Annotated in this window: 22 protein-coding genes and 1 other RNA gene; 21 read left to right on the top strand and 2 right to left on the bottom strand. The window is 41.1% G+C overall.

Features of this window, described 5'->3' with window-relative positions; all coding sequences use genetic code 11:
• Window positions 1-36: 36 nt before the first annotated feature.
• The 17 genes from A8140_RS09545 to A8140_RS09405 all read left to right on the top strand — a co-directional run bounded on the left by A8140_RS09545 (window position 37) and on the right by A8140_RS09405 (window position 12,789).
• The gene (locus tag A8140_RS09545; protein WP_005536202.1) at window positions 37-531 is read left to right on the top strand and encodes a GNAT family N-acetyltransferase; all 495 of its coding nucleotides are present in this window, start codon (window positions 37-39) and stop codon (window positions 529-531) included.
• A gap of 132 nt (window positions 532-663) precedes the next feature.
• Window positions 664-1,410: a hypothetical protein gene (locus A8140_RS09535; protein WP_005536198.1), complete on the top strand. Its 747-nt coding sequence runs from the start codon at window positions 664-666 to the stop codon at window positions 1,408-1,410.
• Window positions 1,411-2,177: 767 nt separating this feature from the next.
• A complete protein-coding gene (locus tag A8140_RS09515; protein WP_005536194.1) occupies window positions 2,178-2,459 on the top strand; it encodes a hypothetical protein in 282 nt (93 codons plus the stop codon).
• A gap of 165 nt (window positions 2,460-2,624) precedes the next feature.
• On the top strand, window positions 2,625-3,095 hold the full coding sequence (locus tag A8140_RS09510; protein WP_005536192.1) for a GNAT family N-acetyltransferase: 471 nt from the start codon (window positions 2,625-2,627) through the stop codon (window positions 3,093-3,095).
• A gap of 165 nt (window positions 3,096-3,260) precedes the next feature.
• Window positions 3,261-4,049, top strand: a complete 789-nt coding sequence (locus A8140_RS09500; protein WP_087490652.1) for a phosphotransferase — start codon at window positions 3,261-3,263, stop codon at window positions 4,047-4,049.
• A 104-nt stretch (window positions 4,050-4,153) separates the two neighbouring features.
• Window positions 4,154-4,585 (top strand): hypothetical protein, encoded by a 432-nt coding sequence (locus A8140_RS09495; protein WP_005537477.1) that lies wholly within the window; start codon window positions 4,154-4,156, stop codon window positions 4,583-4,585.
• 132 nt (window positions 4,586-4,717) lie between these two features.
• Window positions 4,718-5,743: a S66 family peptidase gene (locus A8140_RS09485; protein ID WP_033000774.1), complete on the top strand. Its 1,026-nt coding sequence runs from the start codon at window positions 4,718-4,720 to the stop codon at window positions 5,741-5,743.
• Window positions 5,744-5,919: 176 nt separating this feature from the next.
• Complete coding sequence (locus tag A8140_RS09480; RefSeq protein ID WP_005536995.1) at window positions 5,920-6,198, top strand: hypothetical protein; 279 nt, start codon at window positions 5,920-5,922, stop codon at window positions 6,196-6,198.
• Window positions 6,199-6,363: 165 nt separating this feature from the next.
• A complete protein-coding gene (locus A8140_RS09470; protein ID WP_005536997.1) occupies window positions 6,364-6,564 on the top strand; it encodes a hypothetical protein in 201 nt (66 codons plus the stop codon).
• Window positions 6,557-6,757 carry a hypothetical protein gene (locus A8140_RS25135; protein WP_005537000.1) on the top strand — a complete coding sequence of 67 codons (201 nt, stop codon included), beginning with the start codon at window positions 6,557-6,559 and terminating at the stop codon, window positions 6,755-6,757. Before A8140_RS09470 ends, A8140_RS25135 begins: the two co-directional genes overlap by 8 nt.
• Before the next feature lie 179 nt (window positions 6,758-6,936).
• Window positions 6,937-7,440, top strand: coding sequence for a peptide deformylase (gene def / locus A8140_RS09460; protein WP_005537004.1), 504 nt, complete (start codon window positions 6,937-6,939; stop codon window positions 7,438-7,440).
• 243 nt (window positions 7,441-7,683) lie between these two features.
• A complete protein-coding gene (locus A8140_RS09455; RefSeq protein WP_231692829.1) occupies window positions 7,684-8,493 on the top strand; it encodes a hypothetical protein in 810 nt (269 codons plus the stop codon).
• A gap of 171 nt (window positions 8,494-8,664) precedes the next feature.
• Window positions 8,665-9,270, top strand: coding sequence for a Rossmann-fold NAD(P)-binding domain-containing protein (locus tag A8140_RS09450; RefSeq protein ID WP_005537466.1), 606 nt, complete (start codon window positions 8,665-8,667; stop codon window positions 9,268-9,270).
• Between the two features lie 158 nt (window positions 9,271-9,428).
• Window positions 9,429-10,010 carry a DJ-1/PfpI family protein gene (locus A8140_RS09445; RefSeq protein WP_033000846.1) on the top strand — a complete coding sequence of 194 codons (582 nt, stop codon included), beginning with the start codon at window positions 9,429-9,431 and terminating at the stop codon, window positions 10,008-10,010.
• Window positions 10,011-10,640: 630 nt separating this feature from the next.
• A complete protein-coding gene (locus A8140_RS09425; RefSeq protein ID WP_087490651.1) occupies window positions 10,641-11,279 on the top strand; it encodes a class I SAM-dependent methyltransferase in 639 nt (212 codons plus the stop codon).
• Between the two features lie 163 nt (window positions 11,280-11,442).
• Window positions 11,443-11,895 carry a GNAT family N-acetyltransferase gene (locus A8140_RS09415; protein WP_057619446.1) on the top strand — a complete coding sequence of 151 codons (453 nt, stop codon included), beginning with the start codon at window positions 11,443-11,445 and terminating at the stop codon, window positions 11,893-11,895.
• 546 nt (window positions 11,896-12,441) lie between these two features.
• On the top strand, window positions 12,442-12,789 hold the full coding sequence (locus A8140_RS09405; protein WP_005537313.1) for a zinc ribbon domain-containing protein: 348 nt from the start codon (window positions 12,442-12,444) through the stop codon (window positions 12,787-12,789).
• A gap of 136 nt (window positions 12,790-12,925) precedes the next feature.
• On the opposite strand, the gene A8140_RS09395 is transcribed toward A8140_RS09405, so the two are convergent.
• Complete coding sequence (locus tag A8140_RS09395) at window positions 12,926-13,216, bottom strand: type II toxin-antitoxin system RelE family toxin (RefSeq protein WP_005377002.1); 291 nt, start codon at window positions 13,214-13,216, stop codon at window positions 12,926-12,928.
• On the bottom strand, window positions 13,206-13,454 hold the full coding sequence (locus A8140_RS09390; protein WP_005377003.1) for a type II toxin-antitoxin system Phd/YefM family antitoxin: 249 nt from the start codon (window positions 13,452-13,454) through the stop codon (window positions 13,206-13,208). Before A8140_RS09390 ends, A8140_RS09395 begins: the two co-directional genes overlap by 11 nt.
• A gap of 357 nt (window positions 13,455-13,811) precedes the next feature.
• Between A8140_RS09390 and A8140_RS25570 the strand changes: the two genes are divergently transcribed.
• The 4 genes from A8140_RS25570 (at window position 13,812) to A8140_RS09355 (ending at window position 15,200) form a co-directional block, all read left to right on the top strand.
• Complete coding sequence (locus A8140_RS25570) at window positions 13,812-14,081, top strand: GNAT family N-acetyltransferase (protein WP_005536285.1); 270 nt, start codon at window positions 13,812-13,814, stop codon at window positions 14,079-14,081.
• 243 nt (window positions 14,082-14,324) lie between these two features.
• An RNA gene (locus A8140_RS09370) (hammerhead ribozyme type II) lies at window positions 14,325-14,385 on the top strand.
• Between the two features lie 240 nt (window positions 14,386-14,625).
• Window positions 14,626-14,817 carry a hypothetical protein gene (locus A8140_RS09360; protein ID WP_005536283.1) on the top strand — a complete coding sequence of 64 codons (192 nt, stop codon included), beginning with the start codon at window positions 14,626-14,628 and terminating at the stop codon, window positions 14,815-14,817.
• Window positions 14,814-15,200, top strand: a complete 387-nt coding sequence (locus tag A8140_RS09355; protein ID WP_005536282.1) for an NUDIX hydrolase — start codon at window positions 14,814-14,816, stop codon at window positions 15,198-15,200. The genes A8140_RS09360 and A8140_RS09355 overlap by 4 nt, the downstream gene beginning before the upstream one ends.
• The last annotated feature ends 8 nt before the right edge of the window (window positions 15,201-15,208 follow it).

Here is a 15,208-nt window from a genome sequence, read left to right as displayed (position 1 = left end):
CACCTTAACAGGGCGTTATATGCATGGAGGCATCCAGTGATTAAAACGGAACGTTTGGAGCTTAGAAAGTTTGCTCAGCAAGACCGTAGTGAAGTAATAAAATTACTAGGAAATGCTGATTTTATGGCGTTTTCTCCAACTGGCGCAATGACACATGACCAAGCAGATACGCGTTTTGAAGAGCTTGTTAGTGCATTTCAAAACAAAGGTATCGGAAAGTTTTGTGTTGTGGAACGTACGACTGGCGAGCTAGTAGGTTATTGTGGAATAGAATCATTTAACTATAAAGGCGAAAGCGTAGTCGAACTTGGATATCGGCTAAAGGTTTCAGCTCGAGGTAAAGGGTACGCATTCGAAGCAAGTTCTGCTGTCCTCTCTTTTGCCCGTCAAATGGGTTATACGAAAGTTCTTGCTTTAACTGAACCTGAAAACATACCTTCTCAGCACATACTTCTTAAACTTGGGTTCAAGGAGTGTGGTGAAGGTTACTATCAAAATATGCCAGTTCAGTACTTCGAAAAATGCATATAACAAACTGTTCAAGAGGGATTCGCAACGCGTGGCATTTTCACTATGCGTTGGTTTTAGTGTTTAAGGTGGTATACGGCAGCATCGGTATTGCGTTGCTCACCCCTTAACAGGGCGTTAGCCCTAAGGATAAAAATGCATAAAATTTACGAAAATATTTACATAGGGAAGTTTATATTCTTATTAGGGGTTGTGTCTGAAAGACAACGCTTGAGCTCATCTGAAGAATCTAATATTTCCATAGACCTATATCAGCAGACCCCAGCAGATCCGAAAATTGGGGATTTCTTTTCATCCTTAAATGGTCGAAATTTGATTATCGAATTCAAGAAGGATGATCAGAGCCTCGATAGTAAAGAGCTAGAAAAACAAAGTTCACTCCTAGATGCTTTAACCAAGAAAGGTGATATTGAGCTTCAAAAAATATCATATTACTCTCATTTTTTAGGCGTCGGGGTTAATGATGGCGGCAACAATGCAGATATCGAATTTCAGTCTTATTTGCCATATCAGGATTTTGAACATACATCATTTTCAATGAAGGGATTTATTGATAGTTATTGCAAAGGTGAAAACGTCAACTTTTTAACAAAAGAAAATAGAGCTATACAATCAAGAATTGGCAGTGATAGTAAGCGCTTCGGAGAGTATCTAGAACTTCTTGCATCGTTATATAAAGGTGGTCGTTCTTCAAGCACAGGTGGGCTAATCGTTAATATATCGGAAAACGGTAGAATAAATTGTCTTTCGGTTCCTGATGTGCAAAACCTTATTATAAAACTTAGTGAGCTAAATAGGAACATTGAGCGTGCTAGTCCTGCTCCAACATTAACTCCTAAAAACGAAATGACCAGTGTATTTAAACCTCGAGGAATGGGCTAACAAGCTGTTTAAGAGCGATTCGCAACGCTTGGCATTTTTGCTATGCGTTGCGTTTAGTGTTTAAGGTAGTATGCGGGAGCTTTGGTATTGCGTTACTCACACCTTAACAGGGCGTTAGTCGCCAGAAAAAGCTAGCAATCAAAATCATGTTTCTAAGCTCAAAATTTGGCTGCTGATTGTTCGGTTCACAGGTTCATCGTCGTTGGTCAAAACTAAGTTTCAACTGTTTCAAGTCCAAAGTTTTGTAACTGTCCTAGCTGTTGTTACGTTCTCTGATGCTGACAGAGCAGGGCAATCGAAAGTCTGTTTTCGGTTGCAACTCAGCTCTTTGAGTTTATTGGGTACAAAAGCAGATTTACTCGCTGAAATGACTTTTTCTCTGATGTGGTAAGTTCCACGTGGTTTCAGTGGCTTTGTTGAAAGTTCGCACTGTGAGATTGGTTTTCCAAAAGCGCTTTTTGGTGTTGTCAGTCCGTTTTCTGCGGCGTTGTTTGTTCTAAGTGGTTTCATTGACTAGCCGCTTTGAGACTACGCCTGACTTAAATGCATCAAAGCACATAAAGTTTGTTGTTCGCAAAGTTTAGTTCGGCTTAAAATTGTCGCTCGGTGCCTCGCGACTAACAAACTGCTCAAGAGGGATTCGCAACGCGTGGCACTTTTACTATGCGTTGAATTTAGTGATTAAGGTGGTATGCAGCGGCTTAGGTATTGCGTTGCTCACCCCTTAGCAGGGCGTTATACGCAATGAGGAAATAAGGAATATTCCTGTGAAAGCTGAAGAAAGAAAACTGTTCAAAGAAATCGCTTCTATATTATGGAATGACTGGGACCCAATCGGTGTAAACGACGGAGAGAACGAGTGGGATGATGAGTACGACAGTTATGTGCCTCATATATTTCGATTAACGTTAGAGGGTAACGACGCATCGAGGATCGCTCAATCTCTTTCATCTTCTATTGAACAAAATATGGGCTTATCTGCATTAGTACAGCATGACTTGAAAGTCGCACGAAAAATAGTGGAAGCAAAAGTGCGCATATTTGGCTAGCGTATAACAAAGCGTTCAAGACGGATTCACAACGCTCGGCAATTTTGGTTTGATTCGGCGTTAGTGGTTACGGCACAATGGTTTAGGCGTGTTGGTCTGCGTTGCTCACCACTTAACGCGGCGTTATGTAGCCGCGAGAGGGCGGTAAGTTAAAAGGATTTATATATGTTAAATATTCGCCATGCTTGCATTGAAGATATCAGTGTTATCAAGAAACTACAGTTTCAGCTTTATGAGTATCATCAAGCAAATTTACCTGACGACTTTTTATCACCGGAAGAAATTGAACAAAAAATAGACCTACACAAGATAATAGAAAGTGAAAGCTCAATTTTTCTAGTAGCCGAAATCAATGGTCAGTTAGTAGGTTTGGTTTTTGGTGAGCTATGGGTCCGTAAGTCTTGGACACTCAAACAGCGAAAAATCGCAAGCATTGAACAAATAGTAGTGGATTCATGTTTTAGAGACCAAGGCGTTGGACTGGCGCTAATAGAGGCATTTGAGGAAAGGGCTATTTCTAACGGCGGGGAAGAGCTGTGGTTAGAAGTATACTCTTTCAATGAATCAGCTCTAGCTTTGTATCGCAAAGTTGGTATTGCGCCCAAAATCCAACTGGGACAGAAAGCGCTAGCCTGAAAGTCGGCTACATAACAAATTGTTCAAGAGTGATTCAGCACGCGTGGCATTTTTACTATGCGTTAGTTTTAGTGGTTAAGGTGCTATGCGGAGGCTTCGGTATTGCGTGCCTCACACCTTAACAAGGCGTTATAAGCACTTAGCAAGTCATACATAAGGATATCAATGGAAGAACTTCAAGGAGGGCGAGAGGGGCAAATTTTTCGCTCTGAAAATCGCGTTTACCGACCTCGTGGCAAGTGGTCTGAAACAGTGCATTGTTTACTCTCGTATATTGCCAAAAATGGATTTCATGCGGCTCCTAAGCCTTTCGGCTTTGATGATAAGGGCAACGAGGTCTTATCTTTTGTCGATGGTGAGGTCTTTAATTACCCGCTTAAAGGCAATATTGCTACAGAAGAAGCGCTGACTTCAGCAGCTAGTTTGCTTCGTTCATATCATGATGCGTCTAGTTCGTTCTTGTCACAACACTCAAATGACACATTAGAATGGATGCTCCCCGTTCGTGAGCCAATAGAAGTTATCTGTCACGGTGACTATGCACCATATAACGTGTCTCTGCACGGTTCAAAGGCGGTTGGTATTATTGACTTTGATACTGCACATCCAGCGCCTAGAGTTTGGGATGTTGCTTATGCTCTCTATTGTTGGGCTCCGTTTAAGACTCACAAGTACGATGCAATGGGTGATTTATCATCACAGTCATTACGAGCGAAACAGTTCTGTGATGCTTACGGTTTACCCGAAATAGAGCGTCAGAGTATAGTGCAAACAATGATAGATAGAGTTCAGGCTTTAGTTGACCATATGCACAGTGAAGCTCGTAATGGAAATCAAGCATTTATCTCTAATATCAATGATGGCCATCATCTCGCATATCTAGCAGATATCGAGTATCTGCAAAGTAACGGGCGGTACATCACAGAAGCTTTAATGGGCAAAAAGTGCTTATAACAAAGCATTTAAGAGTGATTCGCAACGCTTGGCAGTTTCGCTTCGCTCAAGTATAGCCAAACGTCGCTCACACCTTAATGCGGCGTTAGCAGTACAGGAGTAACATGGCTAAGCAAATATGGGAAATAACTCCCCAAGATATACAAGATCATGCTGTATGGCAGTTTCCCTCATGGAAAGATGATAGTCATGATGAGACTGTCATTTGTCAAGCTAGCCAAGATGATGCACTAGATCCCAACTCTAACATCATTGTCAGGGCGAAATTCTTCGATGCGAATGGTAATGAGTTTATTGGTTTTATTCATTACGGATTAGCTGAAGTCGAATATTCTCAACCCAATATGTTCGTAAATGGCAAAACCGTAGGCTTTTGGTTTGGCATTACGAAGCCCAATCATAACGACATGATAAGACTAAACTTCCCTATAGTGATAACGTCAGAGTCAGTTTTTGGTTTAGAGCAGATTACAGTCACTGTCGAAGGTTATAGTTATGTCAATGAAGCATCGGCTACTTGCGTAATGTCCTGCTAACAAATTGTTTAAGAGTGATTCGGCACGCGTGGCATTTTTACCATGCTTCAGGTTTAGTGGTTAAGGTGGTATGCGGAAGCTTCGGTATTGCGTGCCTCACACCTTAACAAGGCGTTAGTTGTAGGAAGAAGTATGAAGTATCCAGTTCCATTAGGTAAAGGTAGTAGAGTTGCTGTTACAGCATTCTCCTCAGGTGTTCCAAGCTCGCTTCACAAGCGTTTGAACATTGTAATCGAAAACCTAAAAAAACAAGATTTTGAAGTAATTGAAGGCGAATGCTTACGTGAAAATACGAAACATGTGAGTGCTTGTGCTAAGCATCGGGCAGCGGAATTTATGCGATTTCTGTGTGATGATAGCATTAATGCGGTTGTACCTCCTTGGGGAGGTGAGTTTGCAATGGATATACTCCCGCTACTTGACTACGAGAAATTGCAAATCGTTAAGCCCAAATGGATTTTGGGGTATTCAGATGTAAGTACGGTTTCTACGGCTTTAATGACAAAACTCGGTTGGGTAACGGTTCATTGCTCGAACCTAATGGATCTCCATCCTAATGAGCCTGATTGGCTCACATCTAGTACCTTGAATTGGTTAACAAAGGATGAAGGTTCATCTTTTGAACAGCATTCATCGAAGTACTATCAAATAGATGGTACTTCATTTTCAGATGATCCTAACTTTACTTTAAATACAACAGAGCCGACAGTCTGGAAGGTATCGGGAAATAAAGAGATTGTATTCAGTGGTCGCCTTGTTGGGGGCTGTTTTGACACCATGATGCACTTAATTGGCACTGAATATTTTGATATTCATCTTTTGCACAAAAGATTCAAAAACGATGGTCTCATCCTCTATTTAGAAAACGTAGAAATGTCTCCAACAGTTTTTAAGCGAGCACTTCAAAGCTTAAAATATAAAGGTGTATTTGAACTCTGCAATGGACTACTCATTGGCAGGAGTTCGGTACTAGATAAATGCGGCAAAGACATTACCATTGAAGAAGCGTTAACTGAAGTAACTAAGGACTTGGAGATTCCTGTTGTCTATGATGTTGATATTGGTCATTTACCGCCAAATATGACAATACTAAATGGCTCATATGCTGAGGTCGTTGTGAATGGTAACGCAGGTAAAATACGTCAAACGCTGAAATAAATAACTAACAAAGCATTTAAGAGTGATTCGCAACGCTTGGCAGTTTCGCTTCGCTCAAGTATAGCCAAGCGTCGCTCACACCTTAATGCGGCGTTAGGCGACATGAGATAAACGTTAGAGTAGTGATAGTATCTTGGCGTGAATCTAGCTTCAGTTTATAGAAAAGGAGTGGATTAATGAATGATAAAGCATTTGATAATTGGCAAAAATCTCGAAAGAAAGGGTGTTTAAATTGGCTTTTCAGAACAACTTTCGTCACAGCCATTTTGTACATGATTTTTAATGTTATTTTCCTTTATCCAACTTCTGATGCGGCAAGCATTACGATTTTCTTATCGGATAATGCTCTTAATTATTCAATTTACACGATCTGGATGTTTTTCGCATTTTGGGCTATCTGGCTATACAACGAATCTTCGTATGAGAAAGAAGTTAAACGTAGAAATGTCGCCTAACAAACTGTTCAAGAGGGATTCGCAACGCGTGGCATTTTCACTATGCGTTGGTGTCAGTGTTTAAGGTGGTATGCGGCGGCTTTTGTATTGCGTTGCTCACCCCTTAACAGGGCGTTATATCCTCACGCATTCAATTTTAAAGTAGATAGATGATAGAGAGAGCAAATGACGTTAATAAGTTTTGCTGACATGGAAGATAAGTTCAAAAAAGAAGTTTTAGAGCAGGAAGCTTCTTGGCACCCAGATGCAGAGTTAAGTACTTTTTCAATGGCTGCTGGGTATGCGATGGGACATGGTTATAAGCAAGGTAAGGCTTATATGTTTGCTATGGATTTAATGGACAAAGGTTTGGTATTCGATGACTAAAGAACAAGATTTGGTAAGTAAAGAGAAGTTTTTAGCATTAAAGAAGTCGTTTGTTGAAAATGTAGAAAGCAAAAGTGGTGGATTTGAGCCTCATGACAATTATTGCTGGAGGTCGGTGATAACAGGTTACGCACTAGCGAATGGTTTTTCACATGATGAGGCGTATCAATTTGCGCGCGAAATGTCTCTCTAAAAAAGGTTCTGGAAGCCAATTAAGAACGGATATAACAAATTGTTCAAGAGGGATTCGCAACGCGTGGCATTTTTACTATGCGTTGGTGTTAGTGATTAGGGTGGTATGCGGCAACTTCGGTATTGCGTTGCTCACCCCTTAACAAGGCGTTATGAGCTTCCAAGAATTAGAAGGAAAATATGGCAGTTTTAGAAATCCTAACGGCACCAGATCCAAGGCTTAAGGTCAAAGCGGAAAAGGTGCGAGATATTACGACGGTACAAACATTAATAGACGATATGTTGGAAACGCTGTATGCGACTGACAATGGTATCGGTTTGGCGTCGACTCAAGTTGGTCGTAAAGAGGCTGTTGTTATTATCGACCTTTCAGAAAGTCGAGATGAACCGCTAATTTTAGTTAACCCAGAAGTGATTAGTGGCTCGGATAAAGCATTGGGTCAAGAGGGTTGTTTATCAGTTCCTGATTACTATGCAGACGTAGAGCGTTTTACTTCAGTTGTTGTATCTGCTTTAGATCGCGAAGGTAAGCCAATTACCATCGAAAGTGATGAGTTTCTAGCCATCGTAATGCAGCACGAAATAGATCATTTGTCGGGTAATCTGTTTATTGATTATCTTTCGCCACTTAAGCGTCAAATGGCTATGAAAAAGGTTAAAAAGTACGTTAATGCGCACTCTTAACCCCGCTCATAACAAGCAATTTAAGAGGGATTCACAACGCTTGGCATTTTTGGTTCTACTTCAAATTTAGTGTTTATGGCACAATGCTTTAGGTTTGGGTGGAAGCGTTGTTCACCCCTTAATTGGGCGTTATAAGCAAATGGAGAGTATATGAATCGAAGTGAGTTCTGGGTTCGTGAGTATAGAACAAATCGATATATGGAACACTTATCAATTGAGCTCCTATCTGACAGGTTGCGGTACTTGATCGAAAACCTAACAACGTTAGAAACCAATGGGAAAGTTGGACTAGGGAATGTATCTATCGAACCTTGGAAAAGTCTAATTGTTAAATTTACTCATGCTCAAGAAGAATTCAACTTGCGTAGGCTGTCGCCTCCAACTGACTTTCTTAAAGGTTGTGCCGTGCCAAATGCTATGGTCGACAAGTCGCAACGCCTAACTGATATTCATCGCATGGCACTACAAAAGAAACCTCACTTAATCAAGTTTGGTAAAAAGGAGTACTTGGGCAAAAATAGTATAAAAGTTTCATTAGCAAGTTCATTTATGGATCCGTCACTGAACGTAGCGCAAATGGATGACGAAATGAAAGCTATATTTCATGCTAACCCTAAAGGAATGACGATTACTACGGAATCTGGCGAGAAGGTTAAGCCAATCGGTACCGTCAACATTACTTATGAAACTAGCCGAGATTATTACGTATTTTGTAGTAGCGGAGCCTTTGACGTTCGAATGTTTAGTAACTTTGAAGCCGACAGTTGCTTATTTATTTACGACTCTCAACGTTTTGCCGATGAATTGGTTTCGAAGCTTCACGAGCATATTGAGTTTGATGATTATGCCTATCAAATGGTTGAATATGTAGATCCAGTAAAACCTGAAGGCAAGGGGAAAGATCCAATTATTGAATTTCATAAACACTTGAGATACCAGTATCAACAAGAGTACCGTCATGTGTTTGTTCCTAAAGAAGACTCTCGAACCCCAAAGGATATATTTTTATCAATGGATTCGGTAGCAGAGTATTCGGAGCTAATTTGCTTATAACAAAGCATTTAAGAGTGATTCCCAACGCTTGGCATTTTTCATTCCATCGTTGGGTTTTGTGTTTACGGTGGTATGGTTGAGTTTCGTGGTAGCGTTGCTCACACCTTAATGCGGCGTTATGTGCTAAGCGCTGAACTTGGATTAATACATATAAAAATCAAGGAGTAGTTGATGAAAATTCTCATTGTTGGTGGCAGTAAAGGTCTTGGTAAGTATCTAGCTTCGAACATTCATAATGCTGAAATATATATGATCGCCAGGACAGAGCAAAATGATGAACGAATTTCTAGCTTCAGTATTGATGTTAACCCAGAGAAAAAGCCAGACTACTCGTGCCTTAAGAGTGTTAAGTTCGACATAGTTGTGTACCTAGTTTCTATGTGGGGGGAATCATCGAATCTTACAACTGTAGAGTTAGCTGATTTTATGAACGTTGGCCCACTAGGCTATCTCAACTTAGTTAATGAGCTTCATTCACAAGAGTCACTAAGCGAGAAGTGCAGTATTGTCTCAATTGGTTCAACGGCAGAGCTATCTGATAGTACACAGTATCCAGCATTTACATTGAGCAAAAAGCTACTAAAAGATGTTTCAGGTCAGCTCCAAAATATACATCATTGTTATCGTTTTACTCATTTCACGATAGGTGGTATTGGTCAAGGCGAAGAGGAGCGCATAGAATATTTTAGCGTTTTGGAAATCATAAATACGTTAGTTAAAATGGATTCAAACACCTATATTTCAAGTATGCTCATAAAATCAAAGCTTGGCATGTAAAGTACGCACATAACAAAGCATTTAAGAGTGATTCCCAACGCTTGGCATTTTTCATTCCATCGTTGGGTTTTGTGTTTACGGTGGTATGGTTAGGTTTAGTGGTAGCGTTGCTCACACCTTAATGCGGCGTTATGTGTTCCGAACGGAGAGAGGAAATAATGACAAAGAGAACACTGGTTTTACTCTATCCGGGGGCTATTTCCTATGAAGTAATGTACGCGATTGAGTGTTTAGGAGCGTATGGGAAAGTTGATATCACCACCCCAGAGAATCATAATCATACCGATTCCTCAGGTCTAAGAATTTGCCCCACCGTTAACTTTGAGGACGTATGTATTACGGACTATCAAGCTCTTCTGATCCCTGGAGGAAATCCCGATTCAATAATGGGAAGCGACCAAATTGCTAGTTTCATCCAGAAAGCCCATGAATCATCACTAGTTATTGGTGGCATATGTGCGGGAGTATTAGTCTTAGCAAGAGCTGGCATTCTAAAGGGTGTCAAAATTACCCATAATTATACGGAAAAATACGCCCCAGAATCTTCGGTACAGCTCACTCGACCATATTGGGAGGGAGCGATCTATGAAGAGTCTTTAGTTCAAGTCGACAAGCGCATAGTGACAGCGATGCCCAATGGGTACGTTGATTTTGGGCTAGCGGTGGCTGAAGCACTAGAGTTGCTAGATCGTAAGCAAAAACAGTTTATTCTGAGCTATCACAAGCAAGGTGCTCATTAAACACATAACAAATTGTTCAAGAGTGATTCGGCACGCGTGGCATTTTTACTATGCGTTGGTTTTAGTGGTTAAGGTGGTATGCGGAGGCTTCGGTATTGCGTGCCTCACACCTTAACAAGGCGTTATAGTTCATCGAAAAATCTACTTGTGTATCAGTATTATAGGTGCGCCCAAAGCAAAATTTTTCTGTTAGCATGTGGTTGTTAATCATTGAAATATACGACATGTCTCGCGGAGGATTACGTATGAATTGTTATCAACGTTTAGGATGGGCTCGCCCTTACACCACTAGTTTTGATCAGGGACTTCAGTTTAAGGAATTGGAGTTGATACTCGTACAATTAGAGTCGGAACCGACATCAGTAAAAGACCCAAGTAGAGAAGCAATTCAAGCTATGTTGGCTTTGCGCAGTAACTGGACTCAAGAAACTAAACGAAAGTATGGAAGTTATATATAGATTTGAAAGCGATGCTACGGGAGCACTAAGTGAGCTGAGCTATAACAAATTGTTCAAGAGTGATTCGGCACGCGTGGCATTTTTACTATGCGTTAGGTTTGGTGGTTAAGGTGTTATGCGGAAGCTTAGGTATTGCGAGCCTCACACCTTAACAAGGCGTTAGCAGTCAAGGATGAATATGAAACAAAACTACCAAGTTCATGAAGACATGTATGTTGAAGCTCGCCAAGCTGGCTGGAAAGGTTGGGGTGGCAACGAGCGAATGTCTAAAGCAGTTTTAGTGGAGCGTTTTCTCGAGCTATTTAAACGACCTGTGCAAGGTAAACTGCTCGAATTAGGTTGCGGTGAAGGACATCATTGCAGAGCCTTCCAGAAGTTGGGCTTTGAGGTGACAGGTATAGATATTTCACCAACCGCAATCGAATGGGCAAAGGAAAAAGCCAGAGCAACAGGAGTCGAGGGTAATTATTATTTAGCGGACCTAACGGTAGCGTCTCTTGAACTTCCAGAACGTTATGATGTTGTTATTGACGGTAATTGCTTGCATTGCATTATCGGTGCAGATCGAGTCATATTCTTGAGTCATGTTTATCGTTCACTGTCTGAAAACGGGGTGTTTTTTGTCAGTAGCTTTTGCTCTAAAAATGAAATTAGCTATGAAACTTATAGAGATGGCAGTCCATATCGTCATGTTACCTCTGAAAATGATCTAGTTGTTGAACTAGAGAAAGCAGGGTTCCAAGTGCTTCATGTCAGTGTTTATGAGCGTGAAAGTTCAAACCACATAACGGTGTATGCGATAAAAGCATAATTTTGAGCAGAAAAAACTGCTAACAAATTGTTCAAGAGTGATTCGGCACGCGTGGCATTTTTACTATGCGTTGGTTTTAGTGGTTAAGGTGGTATGCGGAGGCTTCGGTATTGCGTGCCTCACACCTTAACAAGGCGTTATGTTTTAGGAGGGAATTGTCAGTATGAGCATAGAGCTAAGAAAAATTAACCATGATAATTTCTATGAAATCTGCCAGTTGAAAGTTGCTAAAAGTCAATTAAATCATGTTGATAGCAATGCTGTTTCATTGGCTGAAGCGAACTTTATGGATTTTCCTTGGTTTCGTGGCATCTATGCTGATGATAAGCCAATAGGTTTCATCTTGGTAAACGCAGACATTTCCGCAGATAAACTTTTCCTTTGGCGTTTCATGCTAGATCAGGCACAACAGTCAAAAGGTTATGGTCGTAGAGCTATCGAGTTGTTAAGTTCAGAGTTGCTTAACGAGTTTGGAGCATCGGCTCTTTATACAAGTGTTGTAGATGGCACTGGTGGTCCAAAAGGTTTCTACTTAAATTGTGGTTTTATTCCTACTGGAAACTTAGTCGCAGGTAGGGAAATAGAGTTGAGCAGAACTCTTGAGCCCCAAACATAACAAACTGTTCAAGAGGGATTCGCAACGCGTGGCATTTTCATTATGCGTTGGTTTTAGTGTTTAAGGCGGTATGCGGCGGCTCTTGTATTGCGTTGCTCACCCCTTAACAGGGCGTTATTTCCGCAACGGATCTCTCAGGCTGAATGTACGTGGTTGTAGCCTAAGAGTGAAAGTGGCGGGGTAATAGGGTTGAAAAGCGGCGAAAAGGGCGAATATTGGTCATTTCCATGCTAACCTTAAAGCGCTTTAAGCGCACCTTAATATGGCGCAGCAATTAAAGAGTGACGCTAAAGCGATTTAAGGTAGTGAGCTGCCAAATACTTCGGCTTCGATTTTTGCCTGCATACCGAAAATTTCTCGTCATATCAAAAGATTAGGCGTAAACATAGCCGACTTTAGTTGCGGAATAACAAGACGTTCAAGCCGATTCGAAACGCATTGGGGTTTTAGTGCCCAAATAGGCACGGATTTATCAGAGTTTATTTTAGGTTAGGGAGATCTGCGTCTCTCACACCTTAACTGCGCGTTATGCCTATAAGAGGGAATATGGATAGTAAATGGGAGTGCTTTGGGTGCGGGCATAGCAATGAACACTCATCATTAAAGTGTGAACAGTGCGGGTCTTTAGGCAAAGAGCTTGCAAACAAGCAGATGGCAAACCACCTGTTAGGGAATGACAAAGTGAAATCGAAGTTTGAATACTGCTGTGATAAATGTGGTTCAGAGTCATATGAGGTTGGTGAGTTAAGAGCCAGTGGTGGATTTTGGAGTACATTTTTCAATTACAACAAACACCGTTTTTATTTCTTATCATGCAGTAGCTGCGGTCACACTGAGTTTTACAAACGAGGTCTAGGTACTGGACAAAAAATACTAGATTTTCTAGGTGGTTAGCATAGGCATAACAAACTGTTTAAGAGTGATTCGCAACGCGTGGCATTTTTACTATGCTTTGGTTTTAGTGTTTAAGGTGGTATGCGGCAGCTTCGGTATTGCGTTGCTCACACCTTAACAGGGCGTTATACCGCAATCAATCATCTAACCTTTTCATGGCTTTACGGTAAACATCGCTACGTTCTCGTTTTCCGACTGCTAAGACGGTTACAATGATGACATCGTCTTCGACTTTGTAGACGAGACGGTAGCCCGACTGACGCAACTTAATTTTATACATGTTGTCAGCTCCAGAAAGTTTTGACGCTGGAACATGTGGATTATCTAAGCGCTCGATTAGCTTTTTCTTAAATTGTTGTTGCAGAGTAGAGCCAAGCTTTTTCCACTCTTTGAGTGCGCTCTTTTTAAAGTCGAGTTTATAGGTCATCAATATTTACCGAAATGCTCTCTTCAGATTCACGCTCTTTAGCGATAGCTAGTAGTTCAAGATCTTCGAGTCTGTCCATCATCATTTCGTACGCTTCGGCAGGTACGCAATAAAATGCTGGCTCATTTCGGTTTAATACAGCAACAGGTTCGCCATAAGCACTAGTTGCAACTTTCATAGGGTTAGCTTTCAACTCGGTAATGCTTGCAGCAACATCAGCTAAAATTCTAGTGGTCATATAATCGGTCTCTTAAGTGGTCTTTATGTTGGTCATTTTAGCCTCGACAAAGCGGTATAACAAGTTGCTTAAGAGTGATTCGCAACGCGTGGCATTTTTACTATGCGTCGGTTTATGTGTTTAAGGTATTATGCGGAGGCTAAGGTATTGCGTTGCTCACACCTTAGCAAGGCGTTATATGCTCTAGAGGAAATGGATAATTCGATGATCGAGACTGAAAGACTAATACTTAGCCCTGTAACCCCAGAAGATCTTGATATTTATAAGAAGCTTTTGACTTGCGCTGAAACAACAAGATATTTACCGGGTGGAAAGCCTTTTAGCTTGTAGTATATTCAGAATTACGTACCAAGCAAAGTGGCTCACTGTTCGAAAGGCTATGGCACTTTCATTGTTGCGCTAAAAAGTAAGCCATCTCAAAAAATCGGTTATGCTGGCGTCGAGTTAGTTCCTGACTCGAATTTTTCAGATATTAGGTATGCATTACTACCTCAATATCAAGGTAAAGGGTACGCGTTTGAAGCTTCGAAGGCTGTGTTAAATTTCACCTTGGAATCGAGTTTGGTGTCTGAGGTTTATGGTGTAGCGGTAAAAGAAAAATTTGGCATCAGAAAAACTACTCCGTAAGCTTGGTATGCAAGAATCCGCAGAGCGTTTATACGATAGTGATGACTTGGTTACTCTCTCGACTCAAACACGCATATAACAAACTGTTCAAGAGGGATTCGCAACGCGTGGCATTTTCACTATGCGTTGCGTTTAGTGTTTAAGGTGGTATGCGGCAGCTTCGGTATTGCGTTGCTCACCCCTTAACAGGGCGTTATATTTCTTTTTAGTTCAGTACGTTATAATGTTAAAACTCAAGTCGAAAGCCGAAACGTGAATACGTCTCTCAGTGGTGGTCTCCTGAGACTGATGATGGCAGCCTCGATTTACTTTGCGTCAAATCCACCTGTTTTTGTGGTGCAGTTTCTCTTAGCGGAAATTGTGGGGTTTTTAACTAGTCAGACTAAGGAGGGAGAGCTTATGGGTATGAAAATTATCAACAAAATTAGTAGTAAATTTAAGCAACTTTCAAAATGTGTTGCCATGTTTTGGGAGAACCACCGCTCTTTTAAGTTTAGCTTACTGATGATCTGGTGAAACTCCGTTGAAAAGAGCAAATTAGTAGGTGCGCATAGCCCAAATCACCTATAGCGCACTGAAATATAACAAACAATTTAAGAGTGATTCAGCACGCATGGCATTTTTGGTTTGGGGTGAATTTAGTGTTTACGGTGGTCTAGTTAAGTGTCGTGGTCGCGTGCTTCACACCTTAATTGGGCGTTATGTGTATTTAGAAGAACAAGGAAAGTTCACATGAAGAATATTGCGATGGGCGTGGTCGTAAGAGATGGAAAGGTTCTTATCCAAAAGCGCTTCAGACGAGGGCAAGGAATGGTATTTGAATTCCCAGGCGGTTCTATTGACCCTGGTGAGTCAGGTAATCAAGCAGCAGTTAGAGAGCTGTGGGAAGAAACGGGACTGCAAGGTTTAAAGCGACTCGGTAGTCATCAAGCTAAAAATGATTTTGGTGGTGAAATTCATTATGTTGTTTTACGTGCGGGTAATGATACTGAGCCTCAGATGATTGATGAAGTTAGGCAGCAAACTTTCTTTTGGCTTGAGCCAAGTGCTATTCCACTTGGTGATTTTTATCGAGCTGATATCGAATTTATAGAGAATCACTTAAACCAATACACTTAGTATCAAGT

This window comes from Vibrio campbellii CAIM 519 = NBRC 15631 = ATCC 25920 (assembly GCF_002163755.1).
GTDB lineage: Bacteria > Pseudomonadota > Gammaproteobacteria > Enterobacterales > Vibrionaceae > Vibrio > Vibrio campbellii.
Note: the sequence above shows the minus strand (reverse complement) of the source record. Positions and strands in the feature narration are given on the sequence as shown.

Coding starts and splice junctions, on each gene's coding strand:
- A8140_RS09415 (WP_057619446.1), top strand. CDS start 11,443: ATGAGCATAGAGCTAAGAAAAATTAACCATGATAATTTCTATGAAATC.
- A8140_RS09450 (WP_005537466.1), top strand. CDS start 8,665: ATGAAAATTCTCATTGTTGGTGGCAGTAAAGGTCTTGGTAAGTATCTA.
- A8140_RS09500 (WP_087490652.1), top strand. CDS start 3,261: ATGGAAGAACTTCAAGGAGGGCGAGAGGGGCAAATTTTTCGCTCTGAA.
- A8140_RS09425 (WP_087490651.1), top strand. CDS start 10,641: ATGAATATGAAACAAAACTACCAAGTTCATGAAGACATGTATGTTGAA.
- A8140_RS09390 (WP_005377003.1), bottom strand. CDS start 13,454: ATGACCACTAGAATTTTAGCTGATGTTGCTGCAAGCATTACCGAGTTG.
- A8140_RS09485 (WP_033000774.1), top strand. CDS start 4,718: ATGAAGTATCCAGTTCCATTAGGTAAAGGTAGTAGAGTTGCTGTTACA.
- A8140_RS25135 (WP_005537000.1), top strand. CDS start 6,557: ATGACTAAAGAACAAGATTTGGTAAGTAAAGAGAAGTTTTTAGCATTA.
- A8140_RS09395 (WP_005377002.1), bottom strand. CDS start 13,216: ATGACCTATAAACTCGACTTTAAAAAGAGCGCACTCAAAGAGTGGAAA.
- A8140_RS09480 (WP_005536995.1), top strand. CDS start 5,920: ATGAATGATAAAGCATTTGATAATTGGCAAAAATCTCGAAAGAAAGGG.
- A8140_RS09355 (WP_005536282.1), top strand. CDS start 14,814: ATGAAGAATATTGCGATGGGCGTGGTCGTAAGAGATGGAAAGGTTCTT.
- def (WP_005537004.1), top strand. CDS start 6,937: ATGGCAGTTTTAGAAATCCTAACGGCACCAGATCCAAGGCTTAAGGTC.
- A8140_RS09445 (WP_033000846.1), top strand. CDS start 9,429: ATGACAAAGAGAACACTGGTTTTACTCTATCCGGGGGCTATTTCCTAT.
- A8140_RS09405 (WP_005537313.1), top strand. CDS start 12,442: ATGGATAGTAAATGGGAGTGCTTTGGGTGCGGGCATAGCAATGAACAC.
- A8140_RS09535 (WP_005536198.1), top strand. CDS start 664: ATGCATAAAATTTACGAAAATATTTACATAGGGAAGTTTATATTCTTA.
- A8140_RS09510 (WP_005536192.1), top strand. CDS start 2,625: ATGTTAAATATTCGCCATGCTTGCATTGAAGATATCAGTGTTATCAAG.
- A8140_RS09470 (WP_005536997.1), top strand. CDS start 6,364: ATGACGTTAATAAGTTTTGCTGACATGGAAGATAAGTTCAAAAAAGAA.
- A8140_RS09495 (WP_005537477.1), top strand. CDS start 4,154: ATGGCTAAGCAAATATGGGAAATAACTCCCCAAGATATACAAGATCAT.